Origin of the sequence: Pelagibacterium sediminicola, assembly GCF_003390885.1 — a bacterium.
GTDB classification, from domain to species: Bacteria; Pseudomonadota; Alphaproteobacteria; order Rhizobiales; family Devosiaceae; genus Pelagibacterium; species Pelagibacterium sediminicola.
The window spans coordinates 118,884-139,713 of the sequence record NZ_QMEL01000008.1 but is presented as its reverse complement, the minus strand read 5'-3'; the positions used below and the strand labels follow the sequence as shown (position 1 = coordinate 139,713).

The window sequence follows — 20,830 nt, the reverse complement described above, 5'->3', positions numbered from 1 at the left end:
CGAAAGGCGATGATGTCTGTAGTCTTCTTCATGGCGTATCGTTCCTTTGGGAAGTTCTGGCAGGCTTCGACACCCGCCACGATACGCCGCCCTTTCAGACCCCGTCACCCATTTCCCGGCATAGCTCTCAGCCTCGTGGCCTGCGGCGCATGCCGATAAGGGTGGCGCCGACAACGCCCAGCGCGACGATGAAGATGATGATGGTGGCGAGCGCGTTGACGTCCGGGGAAACCCCGAGCCGGATCTTTGAGAAGATGACGATGGGGAGCGTCGAGGCGCCCGGGCCGGTGACGAAGCTGGCGATCACCAGGTCGTCGAGCGAGAGGGTGAAGGCCAGCAGCCAGCCCGAAATCAGCGCCGGGGAAATGATCGGCAGGGTGATGTCGAAAAAGACGCGCATGGGGGTGGCGCCCAGATCCATGGCGGCCTCGTCGAGCGATCTGTCCATGTCGAGCAGCCGCGAGCGCACCACTACGGTAACATAGGCCGTGCAGAAGGTCGCATGGGCAAGAACGATCGTCAGAAAGCCACGCCCCGAAGGCCAGCCGAACGCCGACTCCATGGCGACGAACAACAGCAAGAGCGAAAGTCCGGTGATGACTTCGGGCATGACCAGCGGGGCCGAGACCATGCCCGCAAAGGCGGTTCTCCCACGAAAATGGCCGAACCGGGTGAGCGCGAGCCCGGCGAGCGTGCCGAGCACGGTGGCGATCGTGGCGCTGACGGCGGCGATCTGGAGGCTCAGTATGGCCGCCGAGACGATCTGGGAATCGGAAAAGAGTTCCGCGTACCAGCGCAGCGAGAACCCGGTCCAGACCGTCACCAGCCGGCTTTCGTTGAATGAGAAAACGACCAGCGAGATAATCGGCAGATAGAGAAAGGCAAAGCCCGCAACGGCGAGGGTGGGGATGAGGAGCTTGCGTCTCATGCGTCTTTCTCCACCACGGCGTTCTGGGCGCTGTTGAGCAGAAGGATGGGGATGAGCAGGATAACCAGCATGACGATGGCCACCGCCGAGGCGACGGGCCAGTCGCGGTTGGCGAAGAATTCGTCCCACAGCACGCGCCCGATCATCAGCGTTTCGGCTCCGCCCAAAAGGGCCGGGATGACGAATTCGCCGATGGCGGGGATGAAGACGAGCATCGAGCCGGCGATGACGCCGGGCATCGAGAGCGGCAGGATGACGGTGCGGAAGGTCGTGAACGGTCTGGCGCCCAGATCGGCGGAGGCTTCGATCAGGCTCTGGTCGAGCTTGACCAGTGTCGTATAGAGCGGGAGCACCATGAAGGGCAGGTAAGTGTAGACGATGCCCACGAACACCGCCCCCTCGGTCTGGAGCATGGTGAGAGGCTGGTCGGTGATGCCGAGCGCCATCAGGATATTGTTGATGATGCCGTTGCGGCTGAGGAACCCCATCCACGCATAGACCCGCAAGAGGAACGAGGTCCAGAAGGGCAGGATGACCAGCATCAGCAACAGGTTGCGGTATTTTTCGTCCGAGCGCGCGATGTACCAGGCCATCGGGAAGGCGATGAGCAGGGAAATGATCGTCGAGATCGCCGCGATGCGTAGTGAATTGATATAGGCGTTGACGTAGAGCGTATCGCGCAGGAGGAACAGAAAATTCGAGAAATGCAGCGTGATGGACAGCGATTCATCTGCCGCCCACTCGAACATGGGTAGGTAGGGCGGACGGCCCAGCGCGAACGCGCTGAGCGAGATCTTGAAAACGATCAGCAGCGGCAGGATGAAAAAAATGGCCAGCCAGAGGGTCGGGGCGAGGAGCACGGCGGCGTGTCCGGAAATCCCGACGCGCCGCAGCCCGCCTGAAAGAAAGCCCCAGGGGCGGCGGGCGGTCCTGTCCCGTCCGGCGTTCATGCGACCAGCACCGCGCCGGCGTCGGACGCCCAGGAGACATAGACCTTTTCGTCCCAGCTAATGGCGTCCTCGTCGTAACGCGAGGCGTTGGTGCGGGTGACGTGGATGCGCTTGCCACTGTCGAGCATGATGCGGAAGACGCTCATGTCTCCGAGATAGGCGACATCCTGCACCAGCCCATGGGCTATGTTGGCGTCACCATCGGGCCGCTCGCGGCTCAGGGTCATCTTTTCGGGGCGGATCGCATACCACAGGATCTGTTCGGGCGCGCAGTCGACGCCATGGGAAACGTAGATATCGCAGCCCGCCTCGCTCGAGGAATCGATGCGGATATGGTCATCCTCGTCCTCGGTCACCACGCCCTCGAAGATATTGACCGAGCCGATGAAGTCGGCAACGAAACGGGAGTTGGGAAATTCGTAGATTTCCTGGGGTTCGCCGATCTGGGCGATCTTGCCGTCGCGCATCACCCCGATGCGGGTCGCAAGGCTCATGGCCTCTTCCTGGTCGTGGGTGACGACGACGAAAGTGAGTCCAAGAGTTTCCTGGATCTTGACCAGTTCGTACTGGGTTTCCTCGCGCAGTTTCTTGTCGAGCGCCCCCAGCGGTTCATCGAGCAACAGCAGCTTGGGACGCTTGGCGAGTGCACGGGCGAGCGCGACGCGCTGGCGCTGGCCGCCGGAAAGCTGATGGGGCTTGCGGCGGGCGAAGTTCTCGAGCCTCGTGAGTTTCAAAAGCTCGGCCACGCGGTCGGCGATCTCGTCCCTGGGCAGTCCCTCGCGCTTGAGGCCATAGGCGATGTTGTTTTCCACCGTCATGTGCGGGAAGAGCGCATAGGACTGGAACATCATGTTGACGGGCCGCTGGTAGGCCGGGACCTGGGCCATGTCCTGCCCGTCGATCTCGATCGAGCCGGCGGTCACTGTCTCGAACCCGGCCAGCATGCGCAAGAGGGTGGATTTGCCCGATCCCGATCCGCCCAGAAGGCAGAACAACTCGCCCTTGTAGATGTCGAGCGAAAGATCATCGACCGCGTAGACCTCGCCGAAGGTCTTGGTGACGTTGCGGATGCGTACGAAGGGCTTGGCGTCCAGGTCGCGCCACGGGCGCGTGTCGGCGGCGATCTGAGGCTTTTTCAAGGTCAGGTGTTCCCCCACAGTCCAGAATGGAAGGGGCAGGGCGCCGTCTGCGGCGCCCCGCCGTCTTGAACTACTGGCCGGTCTTGATGCGCGTCCAGGCGCGGGTCAACAGCCTGTCATAGCCGGGCGTGCGTGCCTTGGGCGCGAACAGGTTCGCCATCACCGCCTCGGTGGGATAGATCGCGGGGTCGGCGAGGATTTCGGGGTCGACGAAAGCGTCGGCCGCCGCGTTGGGGTTGGCGTACCAGACGTAATTGGTGATCCCTGCGGAAATCTCGGGTTCGAGAATGAAGTTGATGAAGGCGTGGGCGGCCTCAGGGTTCGGTGCGTCGGCGGGAATCGCCATCATGTCGAACCACAGGCTCGCGCCTTCGGTGGGGATCACATAGGTCACCTCGACGCCCCGGTCGGCTTCCGCCGCGCGGTCGACGGCGATGAAGACGTCGCCCGAATAGCCCACGGACAGGCACACCTCGCCATTGGCAAGGTCCGAGATGTACTGGGAGGAATGGAAATAGCGGATATAGGGGCGGACCGAAGCGTAAAGTTCCTCGGCGGCTTCGAGATCTGCCGGGTCCTCGGAATTGGGGTCGAGCCCGAGATAGTTGAGCGCGATGGCGACCATCTCGACCGGCGCATCGAGCGCGGCGATGCCGCAATCGGCGAGCTTTGCCGCGATCTCGGGGTCAAACAACATGTCCCAGCTTTCGAGAGGGCCATCCTCGCCCAGCCGTTCGGTGACCGCTCCGATATCGTAGCCAAGGCCGGTCGTGCCCCACATATAGGTTACGGCGTATTCGTTGCCGGGGTCGTGCTCGGCAACGCGCGCGGTGATCTCGGGGTCGAGATTGGCGAGGTTGGGGAGTTTGGATTTGTCGAGCGGCTGGAACAGGCCCAGCGGGATCTGGCGTTCGAGAAAAAAGCCCGAGGGCACCACGACATCATAACCCGAATTGCCCGCAAGCAGCTTGGCCTCGACGATCTCGTTGGAATCGAAGACGTCGTAATTGACCGAAATGCCGGTCTGGGCCTCGAACTGCTCGATCGTGTCCTCGGCGATATAGTCGGACCAGTTATAGACATTGACGGTCTGGGCGATGGCGGATGAGGCCATGAGCGCGAACGGAAGGGTGATGAGGCAAGACTTGTGCATGGTACGGAGATCCTTTCACCTCGCGAAACCAAAGGACGGTGACAAACCGTGCGATGAACCGGAGTAACCTTTCGGGTGTCCACCGCATGGCAACTCCCTTCGCCGCTTCACCAGCCGGGCGCGGCAAATTCTGCACGCGAACCCGACCGCTAGGCATGAAAAGGTCGAATTCCGCATTACAGGCAAGTGCGCGTTCTGAAAAGCAAAATTGCGCCCTCCCGCCAATATAGTCCTCGACTTCTGCAACAATGCCACACGGGGGATACGGTTCAATCCGCGCCGCTCACGGTGGCGGTGGCCCCGACGTTATGGCCCCGTCTCGGCCGGGCTAATCGCCCTTGCGGTTCTTTTCGGCGGCATCGTCGCCCCAGGCAATGAAAAAGATATAGATCCCATAGCCGCCCATGCCGCCAAAGATTAGAGCCCAGACGAATTCTCCGTTCGAGAGGTCCCAGAGCGCCACCGCAAAGCAGATGGCGACGACGAGGATGCGCCGCCAGAGGGGTTTGTACCATGGATGGTTCATGTCCTTGTTCATGGTGCCTTCTCCTTGTCGCGGCGGGTCATTCGAGCACCCATCGGGGGGCGGCCAGCGCTACGGCGCGGCTGGCGGTCATCTCCTGCATGCAGATCGCATAGATGGTCGAGCGGATCGTGCCCTCCCGCCAATAGGTATAGTGAAGTTCGCATTCGGCGTCGCGAAAAGCGATCCAGGCGCGCTGGGCATTACGCAGGGCAAGGGCGCTTTCTCCATCCATGCCCTTGCGCAGCGCATCATAGCGCGCGTTGAGAAAAGCATCCCACCATTGGGTTTCCGCGCCAAGACATTCGTTCGTCCCCACCGTCGTCGAGCCCTCGGGGCTTTCCATGCAGGGGCCCGAAAGCGCACCGATGCAGTCTTCGAGGCGTCCGGTCTCGCCGATCATGGCGGATTGTGCCGCCTCGATGCAGGCTGTCATAATCTGGTTATCGGGGCCGGACTGCGTCTGGGCGCCGGCTGGAAAGCAGAGGGCCGCGAGCAAGGCGACGATTAAAACACGTCCGGTCATGGCAGCCATCCTCTTAGTGCGGGGTTATGCGGGCAACCAGCCAGCGGGCATAGGAAAAATATTCGCGATAGAACAGCAGGGCGACGGTGATGAAGGTCACCGCGATGCTCGCCCAGCTCGAAATGAACCAGGCGACCATGGGAATGGCGAAATAATAGGCCCGTATGCCCGCATTGAAATTCCGCGCCGCGATGGCGTTGATGCGCGCGATGGTGCCGATGGTGTCGGGCGGGGCCGGGCTGGCGGGGTCCGAAGCGCCCAAAAGGATGCAGAAATGGTTGAACTGGCGCAGCGAGAGCGTGAACGAGAGGAATGCCGAAACAAACAGGATCAGCATGGCGATGTTGTGGATCTGGAAATCGGCATCCGAATAGAGCGCGCCAAAGGTGATCGAGGACAGGGCAGGGGACAGCTGGGGCAACTGCCCGATGACGGTGAACAGCGCAAGGATCAGCAGCGCCGTGGTCGAGGCGAAAAATGAGACCGAACTCATGATGTTGCCCGAAAGGATGGCATCGAGCGGGGTTTCCCGGCGTGTCGCGTGGGTGACCCAGTTGATGCGCTGCTCGTTCATCAGGGCCGAGATCGAGGGGCGGTGCCGGTCGATGATTTTGGCGGCAAAGCCATAGCCGTAAAGCGCCAGAAGCGGCAGCGCCGAGGCAAAAAAGGAAAATCCGTCCACCCCGGTTCCCCCCGGCGAATCCGTTTGCGTCACAGGGGACCTTAAACTCTCAAGGCTTCGGGTTGAATCGCTATTTTCCCCTGGCCGCCGCCGGGTTTTCAGATCGTGCGCGGGTATTGGCGGTGGATCTTTTCGATTTCCGCCATCACTTGGGCCGAAAGCGTCATTCGCGCGGCGCCGATATTGGCGCGCAACTGGTCCATAGCGGTGGCGCCGATGATGACCGAGGTCATGAAGGGGCGCGACAGGCACCAGCAAAGCGCCATCTGGGCGGGGTCGAGGCCGTGCGCGCGGGCCAGCGCGACATAGGCGGCGGTGGCTCTGTCGGATTGGGGATTGAGCCGCCACATGGCGCCGAGCGCGCCACGCGTGCCCGCCGGCATGGCGTCATCAAGATATTTCCCGGTCAAAAGACCCGCGGCGAGCGGGGAATAGGCAAGAAACGAAACGTCCTCGAAGGCAACGACTTCGGCAAGGTCGAGGTCGGATTGGCGACGCAGGAGATTGTATTCGTTCTGGATGGAGGCCATGCGGGCCAGCCCGTTTATTTCCGAGAGCCGCAGATATTGCATCAGGCCCCAGGCCGTCTCGTTGGAGACCCCGATCGCCCTGATCTTTCCGGCCTTGACCTGCTCATCGAGCGCGCCGAGCACCTCCAGAAGGTTGTCCCTGATCGCGGCGTGGTCCTGACCGACCGGATCGAACCGCCATGATTTCTGGAAATTGTAGTGGCGCCGGTTGGGCCAGTGGAGCTGGTAGAGATCGATATGGCCGGTCCGGAGCCGGGCAAGGTTCATATCGAGGGCCTTGACGACCTGTTTTGCGTCCATATCCACGCCGCCGCGAATCCAGTCGTTGCCGGGGCCGGTGATCTTGCTTGCGATGACCAGATCGTCGCGCCTGCCGCGGCGGGCGAGCCAGTTCCCGATCATGGTTTCGGTCGACCCTTGCGTTTCGGGGCGGCCGGGGGTGGAATAAAGCTCCGCGGTATCGATGAAATTGATGCCTTCGCCTGTGGCATGGTCGAGCTGGGCGAACGCCTCTGCCTCGGTGTTCTGCTCGCCCCAGGTCATGGTGCCCAGGCACAGCGGGGTCACAAAAATCCCGGTGCGCCCCAGTTCGCGCAACTTCATTGCAATCGCCTTTCAATGATCGGCAGACCCGCTGAATCGCGCGCCGCCGGGCCCTCCATAACCAGCCACGGCGCGGGCGTCAAAAAAATGTCACGCATTGGGGCAGTTAGGGGTTCCCAAACCGCAATCGGCCCCCTATATAGGCAGCCGTCAGCCCGGTTCGGACGAACCGCACGGCCACCGACATTGACGCGGGGTGGAGCAGCCCGGTAGCTCGTCAGGCTCATAACCTGAAGGTCGCAGGTTCAAATCCTGCCCCCGCAACCAATCAATTCAAGGACTTAACCCGGGTGGCGGTTAGGTCCTTTTTCTTTGTGTCCGCATCGTGTCCGCAAAACCGTCGGAGCCTGGTTTCGATGAACCCGGGTGCAATTGGCGCCTTGACGCACTTTGCGCAGCAATATTTTCTGGCTAGGGTGCCCAAAATTATCAGGGGGGCATATGTCGGGCAACAATAAGAACAATGGCGATCTCGCCTTCACGGCGGACCTTTTCAAGGCTGCGGACAAGCTCAGGGGCAATCTGGAGCCGAGTGAGTACAAGCATGTCGCGCTGGGGCTGATCTTTCTCAAATACATCTCGGACGCCTTCGATGCGCATCGGGCCAAGCTTGAGGCCGATGAATATGCCGACCCGGAAGACCCCGAAGAATACATCGGGGATAACGTCTTCTGGGTGCCCAAAACAGCCCGCTGGCCGCATCTGCAGGCAAATGCCAAGCGCCCCGAGATCGGGTTGTTGATCGATCAGGCAATGGACGCCATCGAGAAAGAACCCTCAAACGAAGGCTTGAAGGGCGTCTTGCCCAAGAACTATGCGCGACCCACGCTCAACAAGACCATGTTGGGCGAGTTGATCGATCTATTTTCCAACATCGGCATGCATGACAGCACCGACAAGGCGCGGGACGTTCTCGGTCGGGTTTATGAGTATTTCCTGTCGGGTTTTGCCGGTTCAGAGGGTAAGCGCGGCGGTGAGTTCTTTACGCCCCGTTCTGTGGTTCGCACACTGGTCGAAATGCTCGAACCCTTCCAAGGCCGGGTTTATGATCCTAGTTGCGGATCGGGCGGCATGTTCGTGCAGTCCGAAAAGTTCATCGAGGATCATGGTGGGCGACGCGATGCGATTTCCGTCTATGGGCAGGAGATCAACCATACCACATGGCGGCTGGCCAAGATGAACCTTGCGGTGCAAGGGATCGATGCAGATATCCGCTGGAACAATGAAGGAAGCTTCCACCGCGACGAGCACCCGGATTTGAAGGCCGACTTCATCATGGCCAATCCGCCATTCAATATCTCGGATTGGGGCGGCGAGCGGCTAACCGAGGACGCACGTTGGCGCTTCGGCACTCCGCCCAAGGGCAACGCAAATTTCGGCTGGCTTCAACATATCTATCACCACCTCGCTCCGCGCGGCACGGCGGGCGTGGTACTTGCCAATGGTTCAATGTCGTCACAGCAATCAGGTGAAGGCGAAATCCGCAAGGCGATGATCGAGGCGGACGCCGTTGACTGCATGGTGGCATTGCCGGGACAGCTTTTCTATTCGACGCAAATCCCGGCATGTCTTTGGATACTGGCGCGGGACAAGAGTTCCAATGGTCACCGCGACCGGCGAGGCGAAATCCTGTTCATCGACGCCCGCAAGCTGGGTTTCATGGTGGACCGGGTGCGGCGAGAGTTCTCAAGCGACGATATAGAGAAGATCTCAGGCGCCTATCACCGTTGGCGCAACAAGGATCATGCCGAGGCTTACGCTGATGAACCGGGGTTCTGCAAATCGGCGACGCTCGAAGAAGTGCGCCAGCATGGCCATGTGCTTACGCCGGGGCGCTATGTTGGGGTGGCGGATGCCGAAGATGACGGCGTGCCGTTCGAACAGAAATTCGCGGAATTGCGGGACAAGCTTGAAGGGCAGTTTTCCGAAGGGCGCGCTTTGGAGCAGCGCATTTGCCGATACTTTGGGGGTCAGCTGTAGTGAGTTGGCCAAATGTAACCATTGCTGAAGTCGCTCAAGTTTTCGATGGTCCGCACGCGACCCCCAAGACAGTTGAAGAGGGGCCGATCTTTTTGGGAATTAGCTCGCTTGAACGGGGCCGCCTCAACCTCAGTGTAACTCGCCATGTCACCCGAGAGGATTTTGCAAAGTGGACAAAGCGCGTCGCTCCTAGACCCGATGATGTTGTCTTCTCGTATGAAACCAAGATTGGTGAAGCGGCCATCATTCCGGAGGGCTTAGAATGTTGCCTAGGCCGCCGGATGGGACTTGTGCGCGCCGACACTCGGCGTCTCAATCCTCGCTTCTTTCTTTACTACTACCTGTCTCCTGACTTTCAGGAGTTCTTGCGAAGCCGAACGATACCCGGAGCCACAGTAGACCGGATAGCCCTCAAGGAATTCCCGAGCTTTCGTATTCCCTTGCCGTCAATAGCAGATCAGAAGCAGATATCCGACATCCTCGGCTCCCTCGACGACAAGATCGAACTGAACCGGCGCACCAACGAAACGCTGGAGGCGATGGCGCAGGCGATATTTCGGGACTGGTTTGTCGATTTCGGCCCCACCCGCCGCAAGATCGACGGTGCGTCTGATCCTCTCACTATCATGGGCGGCCTCGTCACCGATCCTGACCGGGCGCAGGAACTGGCCGACCTGTTCCCGGATCGGCTCGGGGACAACGGGCTGCCTGAGGGGTGGACGCTAGGGCATTTAGAAGATGTTCTGGAACTAGCCTACGGCAAGGCTTTGAATAAGAACGACCGTCGCCAAGGCTCCTACCCGGTGTATGGCTCCGGTGGCATAGGTGGTTGGCATGACACTGCCCTTGTTCAAGGACCGTCCATCATCGTTGGCCGTAAAGGCACGGTGGGAAGTCTCTATTGGGAGGACCGCGATTTCTATCCTATCGATACCGTATTCTTCGTAAAGTCCCAATGGCCAATGGCATACTGTTTCTACCTGTTGCAGACATTGGGATTGCACAACATGAACACGGATGCCGCCGTACCCGGCCTGAACAGAAACAATGCCTATCGGTGCGAAACTCCGATTGTTAGGCCAGAGATCATAGGGGCGTTTCAAAGCATCGCTGGACATTTGCGGCAGAAGATTGCGGCAAACAATGAGCAAGTCCAAACCCTCGCCAACACCCGCGACTTGTTGCTCCCCAAGCTGATGTCCGGCGAAATCCGCCTGCGTGATGCTGAAAAACTGGCCGAGGACGCGGCATGAGCAGCTTGACCGATATCGATAAACGGTATCTGGAAAAGTTGTTTGGCATGCCGTCTGGCTACGTTCTCGACTATAGCGATGCTACCTATGGCGAGTTCTTTGGTCGCCACAACATCGATATTCACGGCAGGAATTATCAGACCTATGGGACCTCCAAAGCGAAAAAGATGCGGGCATTCTGGGAGCAAGAGCCAGACAAAATCGTAGCGCCCGTTCTCAATGAAATGCTCAGTGCCTATGAGGTTGATTGCGACCTGAATGACAAGCCGCTCGACAAGCGTCTTTTCGAAAAATGCAGAGAGATCATCACAAAAATATCGGGTGGATCGGAAAGCACCGCGACTGAAACAGTCGATGCGTTCCTTGAGAGGGAATTCACAATTCCCAATCTCGGCAGGCTGCCGGTTGAACCGGTGGTTGCTTCGATCATTCAGGCGCGTTTGGCTGAGGCTCGGAAAGCACTCAACGCAGGTGCTAGCCTGTCGGTCATCTTCTTGTGCGGTAGCGTGCTCGAAGGTGTCTTGCTGGGTGTAGCGCAAAGCAATCCTGCCAAGTTTAACAGTTCATCTGCCAGCCCGAAAGACGAGCGCGGCAAGGTGAGGCCATTTCATCAGTGGACGTTGTCCCAGTTTATCGACGTCGCATGCGATGTTGGAATTTTGAAGCTGGACATCAAAAAATTTAGCCACGGATTGCGGGATTTCCGGAACTATATTCATCCTTACGAGCAGATGGCGTCGGGCTTCGCACCCGATGAACACACGGCAAAAGTATGCTTTCAAGTACTGAAGGCTGCGCTAGCCAGCGTTGCTGGGACGCGCTAGGGGCACGGAGGGTATATGAGCGACGATATCACTCAATATATCCAGCCGGAGACGGACTTTTCCCGATCCGGCTTTTCCGAAGCGCTTGTCGAAAATGCCGCCGTCGCGATCCTGACCCAACTTGGTTACGATTTCCGCCCCGCAACCGAAATATCGCCCGATGGAACGGCTCCGCTCCGCTCGGCCTATGCAGACGTTGTGCTGGCAAGCGTACTGGCGGACGCGGTCGCCCGCATCAATCCCGATGTGCCGTCCGAGGCACGAGAGGCCGCGATCCGGGAAGTTCTCCGAAGTGAAACGCCCTCACTCATTGAGGAGAACCGGCGCATCCACAAGCTTTTAGCCGAGGGCATCGACGTCGAGTTTGCTGCCGGGGACGGCGTATTTCGTGGCGCAAAAGTCTGGTTGATCGATTTTGCAGACATCGGGAACAATGACTGGCTTGTCACGACGCAGTTCACGGTGGCTGAGAACCGCCGTACGCGACGGCCCGACATTATGATGTTCGTAAACGGGCTTCCGCTCGGGATCATCGAACTCAAGAATGCGGGCAATGAGTTGGCGACCATCGAGAGCGCCTATCGCCAATTGCAGACATACAAGGCGCAAATTCCCAGCTTGTTTCGCACCAATGCCGTGATGGTGGCGTCTGACGGCGTGTTGGCCCGGATCGGTTCGCTTACCGCCGATGAGGATCGATTTATGCCTTGGCGCAGCGTGACCGGGGCTGCCGACGACTTCACACCGCCCGGTCCCCGCGAGATGGAAACGCTGTTGCGCGGGGTATTTGACCGGGAGCGGTTCCTTGCGCTGGTACGGGATTTCACAGTCTTTGGTGATCGCGGCGATGGGCCGATCAAGATCATCGCGGGGTACCACCAGTTTCACGGCGCACGAAAGGCACTCGGTAGTGCCGTAGAGGCCTCACGGCCAGATGGTGACCGCAAGATCGGTGTGATCTGGCACACACAAGGATCAGGCAAAAGCCTGCTCATGGCCTTTCTCGGAGGGTTGGTCGTGCGCTCGGAGGCGCTGGAAAATCCCACCCTCGTTGTACTGACCGACCGTAACGATCTCGACGATCAGCTTTTTGGGACTTTCAGCCTGTGCAGGGATTTGATCCGCCAGACACCACAGCAGGCCAATAGCCGGGACGAACTGCGGCAATTGCTGGATCGATCGTCGGGAGGGGTGATTTTCACGACGGTGCAGAAGTTCTCGCCGGAAAAGGGCGAGGAGCAGTTTCCGGTGCTAACCGATCGTCGTAACGTAATCGTCATGGCCGATGAGGCGCATCGGAGCCAATACGGGTTCGAGGCCAAGCTCGACACCAAGACCGGGCAACGTCGCTACGGGTTCGCCCACCACATACGGCAGGCGCTGCCCAATGCTTCATTCATCGGGTTTACCGGTACGCCAATCGAGGCTGATGACGTCAATACCCCGGCTATCTTTGGCGAGTACATCGATGTGTACGACGTCACCCGCGCAGTCGAGGACAAGGCGACGGTGCCCATCTACTATGAGAGCCGTCTTGCCCGCATTGAGCTTGATGACGATGAAAAACCGCGTATCGATGCTGAAATTGAAGCCATCCTCGAAGACGACGATCTCACCGAGCAGGAAAAGCAGAAGGCCAAATGGACGACAATCGAACGTCTGGTCGGCGCTGACAAACGCCTCAGGCAGATTGCTGCCGATCTGGTTCAGCATCTTGAGACCCGCATCGAAGGCATGAACGGCGGCAGGGCTATGGCCGTCTGCATGAGCCGCCGCATATGCGTTGAACTTTACAAACACATCATCGCGTTGCGCCCCGACTGGCATTCCGATGATGATGAAGAGGGTGCGATCAAGATCGTGATGACGGGGTCAGCTTCCGATCCCGAGGACTGGCAACCGCATATCGGACCCAAGCGCCGTCGCGATCTGCTGGCCAAGCGCGCCCGTGATCCTGACGACCCACTCAAACTGGTGATCGTCCGTGACATGTGGCTGACAGGCTTTGACGCCCCGGCGATGCACACGATGTATATCGACAAGCCCATGCGCGGCCATGGGCTGATGCAGGCCATCGCTCGCGTCAACCGCGTGTTCAAGGACAAGGCGGGCGGGCTGGTTGTCGACTACATTGGTATTGCCAGCAACCTCCAGAAGGCAATGGGCCAATACACAGCCTCGGATCGCTCCAAGACCGGAATTGATGAGGAAGAAGCCGTTGCCGCGCTCAAAGAACAGTTCGAGATCGTGCGTGCGATGTTCCACGGGCACGACTACTCGCTCGGCATCACCGGTACGCCTCAGCAACGGCTTGTGGCTCTCGCGGATGCAATCGAGTGGATAGGCCAATGGCTCGATGAACAATCACAACGCGAGGAAACTACCGAAGGTAAGAAACGGGCGCGGCGGCGGTTCAACGATGGAGTGCTGGCCCTTAGCGTTGCTTATGGCCTCGCATCGGCCAGTGACTATGCGAAAGCCGTCCGCGACGATATCGGGTTCTTTCAGGCCGTTCGTGCTGCGTTTGCGAAAACATCTGTGACTGGCAAGCTGACCAACAGCGCCAAGAATTTCGCTGTAGACCAGTTGATGAACGCCGCAGTCGCTAATGCCGAGATTGTCGACGTCTTGAAAGCTGCGGGCATCAAGTCGCCCGACATATCGATCCTCTCAGAAGCGTTTCTAGCTGAGGTTCAAACGATGGAGCGCAAGAACCTTGCGCTTGAAGCCCTCAAAAAGCTCATCAATGGCGAAATCACAAGCCGGTCGAAATCCAACGTCGTTGAAGCCAGGACGTTCTTTGCGCGACTTGAGGAAGCAGTCGCCCGCTACCACGCAAACGCCATTTCCACGGTCGAGATGATCCAGTTCATGATCGACATGGCCAAGGACATCCGGGCGTCGGTGGCGCGCGGAGACGAGTTAGGACTATCCCAGGAAGAACTCGCCTTCTATGACGCACTCGCGGCGAATGACAGCGCGGTGGAAGCGATGGGAAACGAGCAGTTGGGGATCATCGCTCATGAACTGGTTGAAAGCATGCGGGCGTCGGTGACAATCGATTGGCACAAAAAGGTCAGCGCCCGCGCGAAAATGCGAACGCTCGTGCGCCGCATACTCAAGAAATATGGCTACCCGCCCGATCTTGAAGCGGAAGCGATCCATACAGTCATTGCGCAGGCAGAGGCGCTGTTGCGGGAAGTATCCCCGGCGACGGCACCCTAAGGTTGAGGTATGGCCCAATGAGATTTTTCCAGATTGCAGCGGTGGCAGTGGTGTTCTTCTGTACTGTGGTTCCCGCATCGGCTGAACAAATCTCTCGCTGTGTGCTGGAAGTGTATTCTGCAACTTTCTTGGACGAACCTTGTAACTTCGCAAGCGGCCCAGACGGCAGTTTCACGATGGGTGTGGGCAACACCGAAGAGGATGTATCCCTCTATTTTGTATACTTGAACGTCGATGAGGACGACCCAAACGCGGCCTTCGCCTATTGGAACGGCTTTCCGCCAGAAAATCGTGCACATGATCAGCTAGGAGCACTGGAAAGGGAGGGTGCGTGCTGGGTGAACGAATTCGTCCGCGTTTGCGCTTACCGATGAACCTGGGTTCATCAGTCAGAAAGCACGCGATAAACTGATGCGCGGCCAACATTGAGCTGGCGGGCGATCTCCGTTGCACCTAAACCCTGTTGCCTCAGTTCTTCAATTTCAGCCTTCCGATTGCGTACCGTCGGCTTACGCCCCTTATACTTGCCCTCGCGCTTCGCCTTCTGAATGCCCTCGCGCTGGCGCTCCAGCATCATTTCTCGTTCGAACTGCGCCATTGCTCCAAACATCGTCAACATAAGCTTGCCAGTAGGCGACTTTGTGTCGACCTCGCTGCCGCCGAAGTTGAGAATGCGCAGACCAACTCCTTTGCGCTCCAATTGGTCCAGAATTGCAAGAAGGTCGGCGGTGGACCGCGCAAGGCGATCCAGCTTTGTTACAACGAACGTATCGCCATCACGAACAAATCCCAGCGCACTTTCAAGTTGGGCGCGCTGCGACACAGAGGAGACCTGTTCTTCAAAAACTCGCTCCACCCCTGCCAACGACAAATCTCTTCGCTGAGCTTCCAGCCCTGCGACTTGGTCAGCTGTTGATGTGCGCGCGTAACCCACTAGCATTGTTCGCTCCTGTCTCTTTAGCATCTTAGATATTATAAGACATTTGTCTCACAATGTCATAACTATGTGTATGAGACGCTGTGCGAAAAATTGGCCATGTCTCGCTAGACCCCGCCCCATTGAGACCCTGAATAATTCCGTATCACTAAATTTCGGGATCGAGATCTAATGCATTCATACAAACTTTCGATAAAGAAGTTCAGAAGCAGCCAACAAACGCTCAACCCCATATTCATTTTACTAAAAATAGCCACAAGCTAAACCGGGTTCGCCCCCCGCGCATCTTGGTTGAGATTGTCTACTTCATTCCTTAGCCTGCTGTTATAGATATATGTCGGCGCGAACGAGCTACATAATTCCGAATATGAACCGGCTACATGATTGGGACAAAATACATGATCAGTGCCGAGAGCACCGCACGCGCTATCAGACATTTGGGCACCTTCGGCGACACAGATCTCTTTCCGCGCTTGCCCGAGATGCGCTGCTTTATTGAGCGACCAGAGGCGATCGCGGCGGATTGCCAATCTCTCAACCTGGGGCAGTATGTTCCTGCAAGCGCAATCGAGACATTAACTCCCAAATCGTGGCTGGGATTTAGGATTGCTCACCAGCTTACAGCTTCGGACAATGTGATCTACCTCGCGGCCCTTCTTGATTGCGCCCCGATGCTCGAAGCCGCGCGGATCTCCAAAGAAAGCAACGAAGCGTTTGCCTATCGCTACGCCGAGGGTGAGAGCTTCAGAATTTTCGAACCCGGGCGAGGCTATCATCAGTGGCTTGCCCACTTGTCCGAATTCGGGGGTCCCGAAAATCCGTTCGCGGAAGACCGCCCCGCCATTGTCACCGATATTTCAGACTTTTATCAGCGCATCTATTTCCACCGCATCGAAAATGTACTTGAAGACGCGGCCTGCCCAGTTGGCCCGCGGGAACTGGTCAAGAAAATCATCAAGACGACGCGGGCTCGGCAGTCGTATGGCCTGCCGGTGGGGAGCACCGCCTCGCGCCTCCTGGCCGAATGCCTGCTCAACGACACCGATATGATGCTTGCGAACATGGGCATCAGATTTAGCCGCTATGTAGACGACTTCCGCATTGCAGTACCGCCTGGGAAGGAGGCTCATTCAATCCTATGCCGTCTCGCCGAACATCTGATGGTAACCGAAGGGCTGTCGCTCAACGTCACGAAAACGAAGCTCGTCTCGGTGAAGGAAATTGAGCGGACGTCCAGAACCAGGCTGCAAGATGTCTTCACGCATACAGAGATGGAAAAAATGCAGGCATTCATCACCTTAAGTTATGGAGAGGACGAAGAACCCAAGGATGAAGATCTGATCAACAATCCGTTTGTCTCGGCTGATTTCTTGATGGATCGGCTCGACGAGATCGGCGACAAGAAGGGGATCGACCTCTCTGTGTTTAAGGCTGTGCTTCGAACCCTGCGTTTCTTGCCGGGCATTGATGCAATGCGCCTTCTCGAACGTCACGCCGAGCTGCTCTACTATGTGCCCCGCGAATATTGTCTCGCGCTAAGTGCAGCGGCCAAGCAGGACAACTTTCCCGCCGATACGGTGAAGACGCGCGTTATCGAGCTGCTAGGTATGTCCCCATATGCTGATCTTGCTTTTGTGCGATCTTGGTTGCTGAACCTATTTATCGATGGGACCCTGCCCGTCAAACTTGCCGAATGGCAGCACTTTGATTTCAATCGCAGTGTCATCGAACGCCGCTCACACTTTTTCTTTCGCGGGCTCGCCAACGACCGGCCTTATTTCCGCGCATTGAAGACACAGCTCGGATCGCTCAGCGAATGGGACAAGCCCGCAGCGTTGATGGCCGCGATGTGTCTTCCCCTAGACGAGTATAAGAACTGGCTCGCTGTCGCCCAACCTCAGCTCTCGACGCCGTTCGCTGCAACCTATGTTTCTTGGCTGAAGGCAAGTCATGGCAAACTGCGCGAACTGCTCTCCGATCCCCACGAAGTCAGCTGAGGTCAAATCAAAAGAACCGTCGGCTTAACCTTGTAGTGAAAATCCTACTAGGCTTTATCCGACATGCACGGTCACATCATAGCCAAGTGCACGCAGGGCCTTGCTGGTTCGGCCGTTCCGAGGTGGATAGAGGTCCGGAAGTGCCCATCCGACGATCTCGCCTAAAGAACTTATGCCAAGCAAATCGATCCGTCGTGTCGGGTCATTCATCGTGTCCCATAACCGATGAGGGACCTCCGTGGCTGAGCCGCCGTAGAGGATAAAATCCAAGGTATCGATAACCGAGTTTCCGCCACGCGCAGGTCCCCGATAGATGTGACGAGCGAGCGCATCCATTTTCTCCGGGATCGTATAGGTCACCCCGTTCCTCAATCCAACGATCCGGTTCGATACGCGGCGTGCATATTCACTGGCAGCATGGATATCAGACAGGACCTTCACAAACTCGTCCTCAGTGAGGCGTTTAAGTCGGTCTCTTTCAAACGCTCCTCGCAAGACCGGAGCGATTTCGTTTAACGCTCGATACTCATCCGACGACGATGGTAATCCTTGCCAGAACCGGATGGCCAGCTGAACGGCGGTGTCTGGGTCGTTCCGATTTGCCGCGAACAGGGCCTCGAAGTTGGAACGTCGGCGTTCGTCGATGACGTTAGTATAGTAGTAGGCGTGTAAGAACTGATCAGCTTGCACACCTAAGGGTACGTCATCACCTACCCAAGCTGGACGGTTCTCCTTCTTGGATATTGTTGCACCAACGTTGCGTATGATCTGCAGAGTGCTGTTCCATTCATCGAGGAAAGCCTGGCGCTTCCTTTCGTTGGCGGTCTTCTTTCCAACACGCGCGAGCCCTTCCCAGTGTGGCACCAGGGTGGTGCTCACAAACGCGTTGTCGGAGGATTTCTGGGCGATTTTCCGTCGCTTGAGCTCGGCATTTCGTTTGCGAAGCAGCTCTAGCAGTTCTTCGGTCAAAGGAGCAGCATGACTATCAATCTCGGAGAACATGGTCTCGAGATCCAAGTCATGTCCTTCGACCTGCATTTCGTCCTCCGTCAGAAAGACCCCCGCCTCGACATTGTTCCACCATGCACTTTGGGTGAGATTGGCCGATCCAATATAGGCTCCGAAGCCGCGCCACCAGATTACCTTGGGGTGGAACTTGCGAACCAGTTTACAGGTATAGCGGCCCGACCGCCTCGAGAAGAACTTCTCCAGTACCGGGATGCTGACCGGCACCTGCTCGTCGAAACGTCCCCAGTACCGCAGCGGGATCGAATTGTCCCAGCACCAGGAGAACAGGAGATCGTTCTCGGTCGCATAGGCGACAGCGGCATCCACGCGCTCAGTCTTGTCGGGCGCCAGTTCCAACAGGTCGCGCAGATAACTTCCGTTCAATCCATTCAAAATCAGTTTCAACTCAGGCCCCCCTACTTCATCCCGTGGTTCGGTCTATAACATGATCTGACCCTCTAAAGTCACGCTGTTGTACTTCTTGAGCTGATCGCCCAGGTTCTCAGCCTTAGCAAGCGTCTAAACTGCCGACAGCATCAGAACTACGAGCTTTTGGAGCTGAAACATTTACCGTCGACAGTTTGGGTGCCACCTTCCGCCAACTTTATTGTACCGGTGTTCAACTGCGTCGCTGTTGGGCAACTGGTTTGTCAGCACGTTCTCACTATACGCACGTCAATCTGCCGCCGGGTCTCGAACCAGCCAATGAGGTCTCGGCAATCGGGAGTATATTTCCCTTCTGGGGTTTTCGTGCCAGCCAATGTTGAAGGCATTGTCGAGGCTGAAAAACGTAAGCCTATGATAGGGCATCGCCTCGTGGATGTACCACGCGAGCTGTTTCCAGCTATCGGGCTCAGTTGCAGTCGCGTTGAATGATGGGATCACGACGCAGGCTGCGGCACCTATGTGACCAGCCGCATCGCGATGGTCCCAAATATGGTATGCGAAATTCTTCTCGTTTGATGCGCATTTCAGCCCGTTGCGAGCGCCGAAGTCATTAAGCTTCGCGGATCGAAAGCCAGACCGCACGACAATCGGACCGAACTTCCTGACAAGTGGTTCCAGAATTTGCTCGCACAACTGGGTTCCAGTCTCGACAGCGAGATCGGGATTGTCGGGAACGTTGGCAATGCCAAACGCTGCCCCGATCTCTGAGTATAAGAATTGCCGCATATAGAAGTTTTGTGAGAGCCGAATGCGACCAAGTTTTTCCAGTCGCCAAAACAGGTCCTTCATTTTTCCGCCACCAGCAACTCGTTTTCGGTTACCACCAGTCTACATTAAGTTTTTGTCTTCTCTATGTTTTTTCCAGATTGTTCGCGCCCAGCCATTGAGAGCAGAAGGGGCGGAAAGTCGAAACCATTGCATTGGCCGATGCCAGAAACCAAGCGCGGAGAACATCGTCCTCTTGGGCGACGCCGGGATAGCGAACACGCACACATCCTTGAAAGGGATTGGCCTTTTCAGCTTCTAAGTACATCGGCATTCCCAATTGCTCTTCGAGCGCCTCAGAGGCGTTCTGGATGGCTGCATACGCCGCCTCGCCCTCCTCTCCCCTTAGACGGAATAGGATGCCCGCTGAGCCGTCGCTGAGCTTATAGACGGTCATGGAGTTGATTGGCGGCGGCATCGCCAACTTCACCCACCCCGCGCCGCCATGCCGAGGCTTGGGTTGGTCAGCGTGGTCGAACACCGCCTCGTCAATGAAGCGCTGCCAGAAGGCTCTCTGCTGCTCCCAGAGCAGGCTACGCTCCGGGTCGCCTATGTCGCCCTCATCTTGGCCGGAGCCGTCCCCATCGGGCTCCAGGTGGATGGGATATCCATCCTGCGCAACAATGACCCGATGTTTGATGACCTCGGTGCGAAGGGGCACTGAGGGCACAACCATTGTCTTTCCGTCGGACCCCTCCCAAAGCTGAAATTCCACCAGGGCGAGCTTCGACGATAACCCGCTGCTGTTGTTCAGGTGCGCCGCGATTGCATCAATGTCAGAGCGTATTCCGTCGCCTGCAATGACGAGGTTGAAATCGCCAGCTTTGAGAGAGTGCGTTACTCTGTCGACAAACAGTGCCTCGTCTAATTGAGGGAAGGCTTTTTGGGCAATCTCGAACAAGGGGTTCGGGCCGGTTAACCCCAGGCTGCTCTTTAGCCTTGCATTTAGATCTGCGTATGACCAACGCCGGAGCAGTGAGGCATATTCCAGGATTTGTGCAACGACCTCGCGGCGCGCTTGGGGATTACGCCACAATTTACATTCAACCAGGACAAGCTTGCCCTCGGCGGTGACGCCAAAGATATCAAGGAACACGGTACCGCCCTCTTTTGGAAGGCTCAATTCTCGACAGACGGGCACGTATCCAGCACTGCCTGGAGAAATGTCTGCAATCGGCAGCAGTTCAGGGCGGACGAACAATAGTTCCTGTAGCCACTTCTCGTTGCGCCCAGTTTCTGTGGAGGCGAGGGAGGAGCGGTGCAACCATTCTCCTTGTTCAAAATCATCCTCGTTCAGCACCAACGACTGCATACCACCCCCAAAGCTGCCCAGTCCGCGAGTTCTGTAGTTGAACTCCGG

Annotated in this window: 18 protein-coding genes and 1 tRNA gene; 7 read left to right on the top strand and 12 right to left on the bottom strand. The window is 57.6% G+C overall.

Annotated features, from left to right (window positions below; all coding sequences use genetic code 11):
- Positions 1–127: 127 nt before the first annotated feature.
- From DQG18_RS13180 to DQG18_RS13145, 8 genes are all read right to left on the bottom strand, one after another.
- Positions 128–928 carry an ABC transporter permease subunit gene (locus DQG18_RS13180; RefSeq protein WP_116654711.1) on the bottom strand — a complete coding sequence of 267 codons (801 nt, stop codon included), beginning with the start codon at positions 926–928 and terminating at the stop codon, positions 128–130.
- The gene (locus DQG18_RS13175; RefSeq protein WP_116654710.1) at positions 925–1,878 is read right to left on the bottom strand and encodes an ABC transporter permease subunit; all 954 of its coding nucleotides are present in this window, start codon (positions 1,876–1,878) and stop codon (positions 925–927) included. The genes DQG18_RS13180 and DQG18_RS13175 overlap by 4 nt, the downstream gene beginning before the upstream one ends.
- Entirely contained in the window at positions 1,875–3,017 is a 1,143-nt protein-coding gene (locus DQG18_RS13170; RefSeq protein WP_116654709.1) for an ABC transporter ATP-binding protein, read from the bottom strand. The genes DQG18_RS13175 and DQG18_RS13170 overlap by 4 nt, the downstream gene beginning before the upstream one ends.
- 70 nt (positions 3,018–3,087) lie before the next feature.
- On the bottom strand, positions 3,088–4,170 hold the full coding sequence (locus tag DQG18_RS13165; protein WP_116654708.1) for a polyamine ABC transporter substrate-binding protein: 1,083 nt from the start codon (positions 4,168–4,170) through the stop codon (positions 3,088–3,090).
- Between the two features lie 328 nt (positions 4,171–4,498).
- Entirely contained in the window at positions 4,499–4,708 is a 210-nt protein-coding gene (locus DQG18_RS13160) for a DUF3329 domain-containing protein (protein WP_116654707.1), read from the bottom strand.
- Between the two features lie 25 nt (positions 4,709–4,733).
- A complete protein-coding gene (locus tag DQG18_RS13155) occupies positions 4,734–5,219 on the bottom strand; it encodes a lysozyme inhibitor LprI family protein (RefSeq protein WP_157970156.1) in 486 nt (161 codons plus the stop codon).
- A 13-nt stretch (positions 5,220–5,232) separates the two neighbouring features.
- Positions 5,233–5,901 carry a DUF599 domain-containing protein gene (locus DQG18_RS13150; RefSeq protein WP_116654720.1) on the bottom strand — a complete coding sequence of 223 codons (669 nt, stop codon included), beginning with the start codon at positions 5,899–5,901 and terminating at the stop codon, positions 5,233–5,235.
- Between the two features lie 98 nt (positions 5,902–5,999).
- Complete coding sequence (locus tag DQG18_RS13145; protein WP_116654705.1) at positions 6,000–7,034, bottom strand: aldo/keto reductase; 1,035 nt, start codon at positions 7,032–7,034, stop codon at positions 6,000–6,002.
- A 190-nt stretch (positions 7,035–7,224) separates the two neighbouring features.
- Here DQG18_RS13145 and DQG18_RS13140 point away from each other — a divergent pair.
- The 6 genes from DQG18_RS13140 to DQG18_RS16180 all read left to right on the top strand — a co-directional run bounded on the left by DQG18_RS13140 (position 7,225) and on the right by DQG18_RS16180 (position 14,690).
- Positions 7,225–7,301 (top strand) — tRNA-Met (locus DQG18_RS13140).
- Positions 7,302–7,475: 174 nt separating this feature from the next.
- On the top strand, positions 7,476–9,014 hold the full coding sequence (locus DQG18_RS13135) for a class I SAM-dependent DNA methyltransferase (RefSeq protein WP_116654704.1): 1,539 nt from the start codon (positions 7,476–7,478) through the stop codon (positions 9,012–9,014).
- On the top strand, positions 9,014–10,267 hold the full coding sequence (locus DQG18_RS13130; RefSeq protein WP_198669764.1) for a restriction endonuclease subunit S: 1,254 nt from the start codon (positions 9,014–9,016) through the stop codon (positions 10,265–10,267). Before DQG18_RS13135 ends, DQG18_RS13130 begins: the two co-directional genes overlap by 1 nt.
- Entirely contained in the window at positions 10,264–11,091 is an 828-nt protein-coding gene (locus DQG18_RS13125) for a hypothetical protein (protein WP_116654702.1), read from the top strand. Before DQG18_RS13130 ends, DQG18_RS13125 begins: the two co-directional genes overlap by 4 nt.
- A 15-nt stretch (positions 11,092–11,106) precedes the next feature.
- Positions 11,107–14,316 (top strand): type I restriction endonuclease subunit R, encoded by a 3,210-nt coding sequence (locus DQG18_RS13120; protein ID WP_116654701.1) that lies wholly within the window; start codon positions 11,107–11,109, stop codon positions 14,314–14,316.
- Positions 14,317–14,333: 17 nt separating this feature from the next.
- The gene (locus DQG18_RS16180; RefSeq protein WP_157970155.1) at positions 14,334–14,690 is read left to right on the top strand and encodes a hypothetical protein; all 357 of its coding nucleotides are present in this window, start codon (positions 14,334–14,336) and stop codon (positions 14,688–14,690) included.
- An 11-nt stretch (positions 14,691–14,701) separates the two neighbouring features.
- On the opposite strand, the gene DQG18_RS13115 is transcribed toward DQG18_RS16180, so the two are convergent.
- Positions 14,702–15,256 carry a recombinase family protein gene (locus tag DQG18_RS13115; protein ID WP_116654719.1) on the bottom strand — a complete coding sequence of 185 codons (555 nt, stop codon included), beginning with the start codon at positions 15,254–15,256 and terminating at the stop codon, positions 14,702–14,704.
- A 395-nt stretch (positions 15,257–15,651) separates the two neighbouring features.
- On the opposite strand from DQG18_RS13115, the gene DQG18_RS13110 reads away from it, so the two are divergent.
- On the top strand, positions 15,652–17,250 hold the full coding sequence (locus tag DQG18_RS13110) for an RNA-directed DNA polymerase (protein ID WP_157970154.1): 1,599 nt from the start codon (positions 15,652–15,654) through the stop codon (positions 17,248–17,250).
- Positions 17,251–17,304: 54 nt separating this feature from the next.
- Here the strand turns inward: DQG18_RS13110 and DQG18_RS16760 are convergent, their stop codons facing one another.
- From DQG18_RS16760 to DQG18_RS13095, 3 genes are all read right to left on the bottom strand, one after another.
- Positions 17,305–18,663 (bottom strand): phospholipase D family protein, encoded by a 1,359-nt coding sequence (locus DQG18_RS16760; RefSeq protein ID WP_116654699.1) that lies wholly within the window; start codon positions 18,661–18,663, stop codon positions 17,305–17,307.
- Between the two features lie 270 nt (positions 18,664–18,933).
- The gene (locus DQG18_RS13100) at positions 18,934–19,494 is read right to left on the bottom strand and encodes a hypothetical protein (protein ID WP_116654698.1); all 561 of its coding nucleotides are present in this window, start codon (positions 19,492–19,494) and stop codon (positions 18,934–18,936) included.
- A 61-nt stretch (positions 19,495–19,555) separates the two neighbouring features.
- The gene (locus DQG18_RS13095) at positions 19,556–20,782 is read right to left on the bottom strand and encodes a PDDEXK family nuclease (RefSeq protein WP_090596842.1); all 1,227 of its coding nucleotides are present in this window, start codon (positions 20,780–20,782) and stop codon (positions 19,556–19,558) included.
- Positions 20,783–20,830 lie beyond the last annotated feature (48 nt).

Excerpts from the sequence above, each read along its gene's own strand:
- DQG18_RS13180 (WP_116654711.1), bottom strand. The coding sequence starts at position 928 with ATGAGACGCAAGCTCCTCATCCCCACCCTCGCCGTTGCGGGCTTTGCC.
- DQG18_RS13175 (WP_116654710.1), bottom strand. The coding sequence starts at position 1,878 with ATGAACGCCGGACGGGACAGGACCGCCCGCCGCCCCTGGGGCTTTCTT.
- DQG18_RS13165 (WP_116654708.1), bottom strand. The coding sequence starts at position 4,170 with ATGCACAAGTCTTGCCTCATCACCCTTCCGTTCGCGCTCATGGCCTCA.
- DQG18_RS13160 (WP_116654707.1), bottom strand. The coding sequence starts at position 4,708 with ATGAACAAGGACATGAACCATCCATGGTACAAACCCCTCTGGCGGCGC.
- DQG18_RS13155 (WP_157970156.1), bottom strand. The coding sequence starts at position 5,219 with ATGACCGGACGTGTTTTAATCGTCGCCTTGCTCGCGGCCCTCTGCTTT.
- DQG18_RS13145 (WP_116654705.1), bottom strand. The coding sequence starts at position 7,034 with ATGAAGTTGCGCGAACTGGGGCGCACCGGGATTTTTGTGACCCCGCTG.
- DQG18_RS13135 (WP_116654704.1), top strand. The coding sequence starts at position 7,476 with ATGTCGGGCAACAATAAGAACAATGGCGATCTCGCCTTCACGGCGGAC.
- DQG18_RS13125 (WP_116654702.1), top strand. The coding sequence starts at position 10,264 with ATGAGCAGCTTGACCGATATCGATAAACGGTATCTGGAAAAGTTGTTT.
- DQG18_RS13120 (WP_116654701.1), top strand. The coding sequence starts at position 11,107 with ATGAGCGACGATATCACTCAATATATCCAGCCGGAGACGGACTTTTCC.
- DQG18_RS16180 (WP_157970155.1), top strand. The coding sequence starts at position 14,334 with ATGAGATTTTTCCAGATTGCAGCGGTGGCAGTGGTGTTCTTCTGTACT.
- DQG18_RS13115 (WP_116654719.1), bottom strand. The coding sequence starts at position 15,256 with ATGCTAGTGGGTTACGCGCGCACATCAACAGCTGACCAAGTCGCAGGG.
- DQG18_RS13110 (WP_157970154.1), top strand. The coding sequence starts at position 15,652 with ATGATCAGTGCCGAGAGCACCGCACGCGCTATCAGACATTTGGGCACC.
- DQG18_RS13100 (WP_116654698.1), bottom strand. The coding sequence starts at position 19,494 with ATGAAGGACCTGTTTTGGCGACTGGAAAAACTTGGTCGCATTCGGCTC.
- DQG18_RS13095 (WP_090596842.1), bottom strand. The coding sequence starts at position 20,782 with ATGCAGTCGTTGGTGCTGAACGAGGATGATTTTGAACAAGGAGAATGG.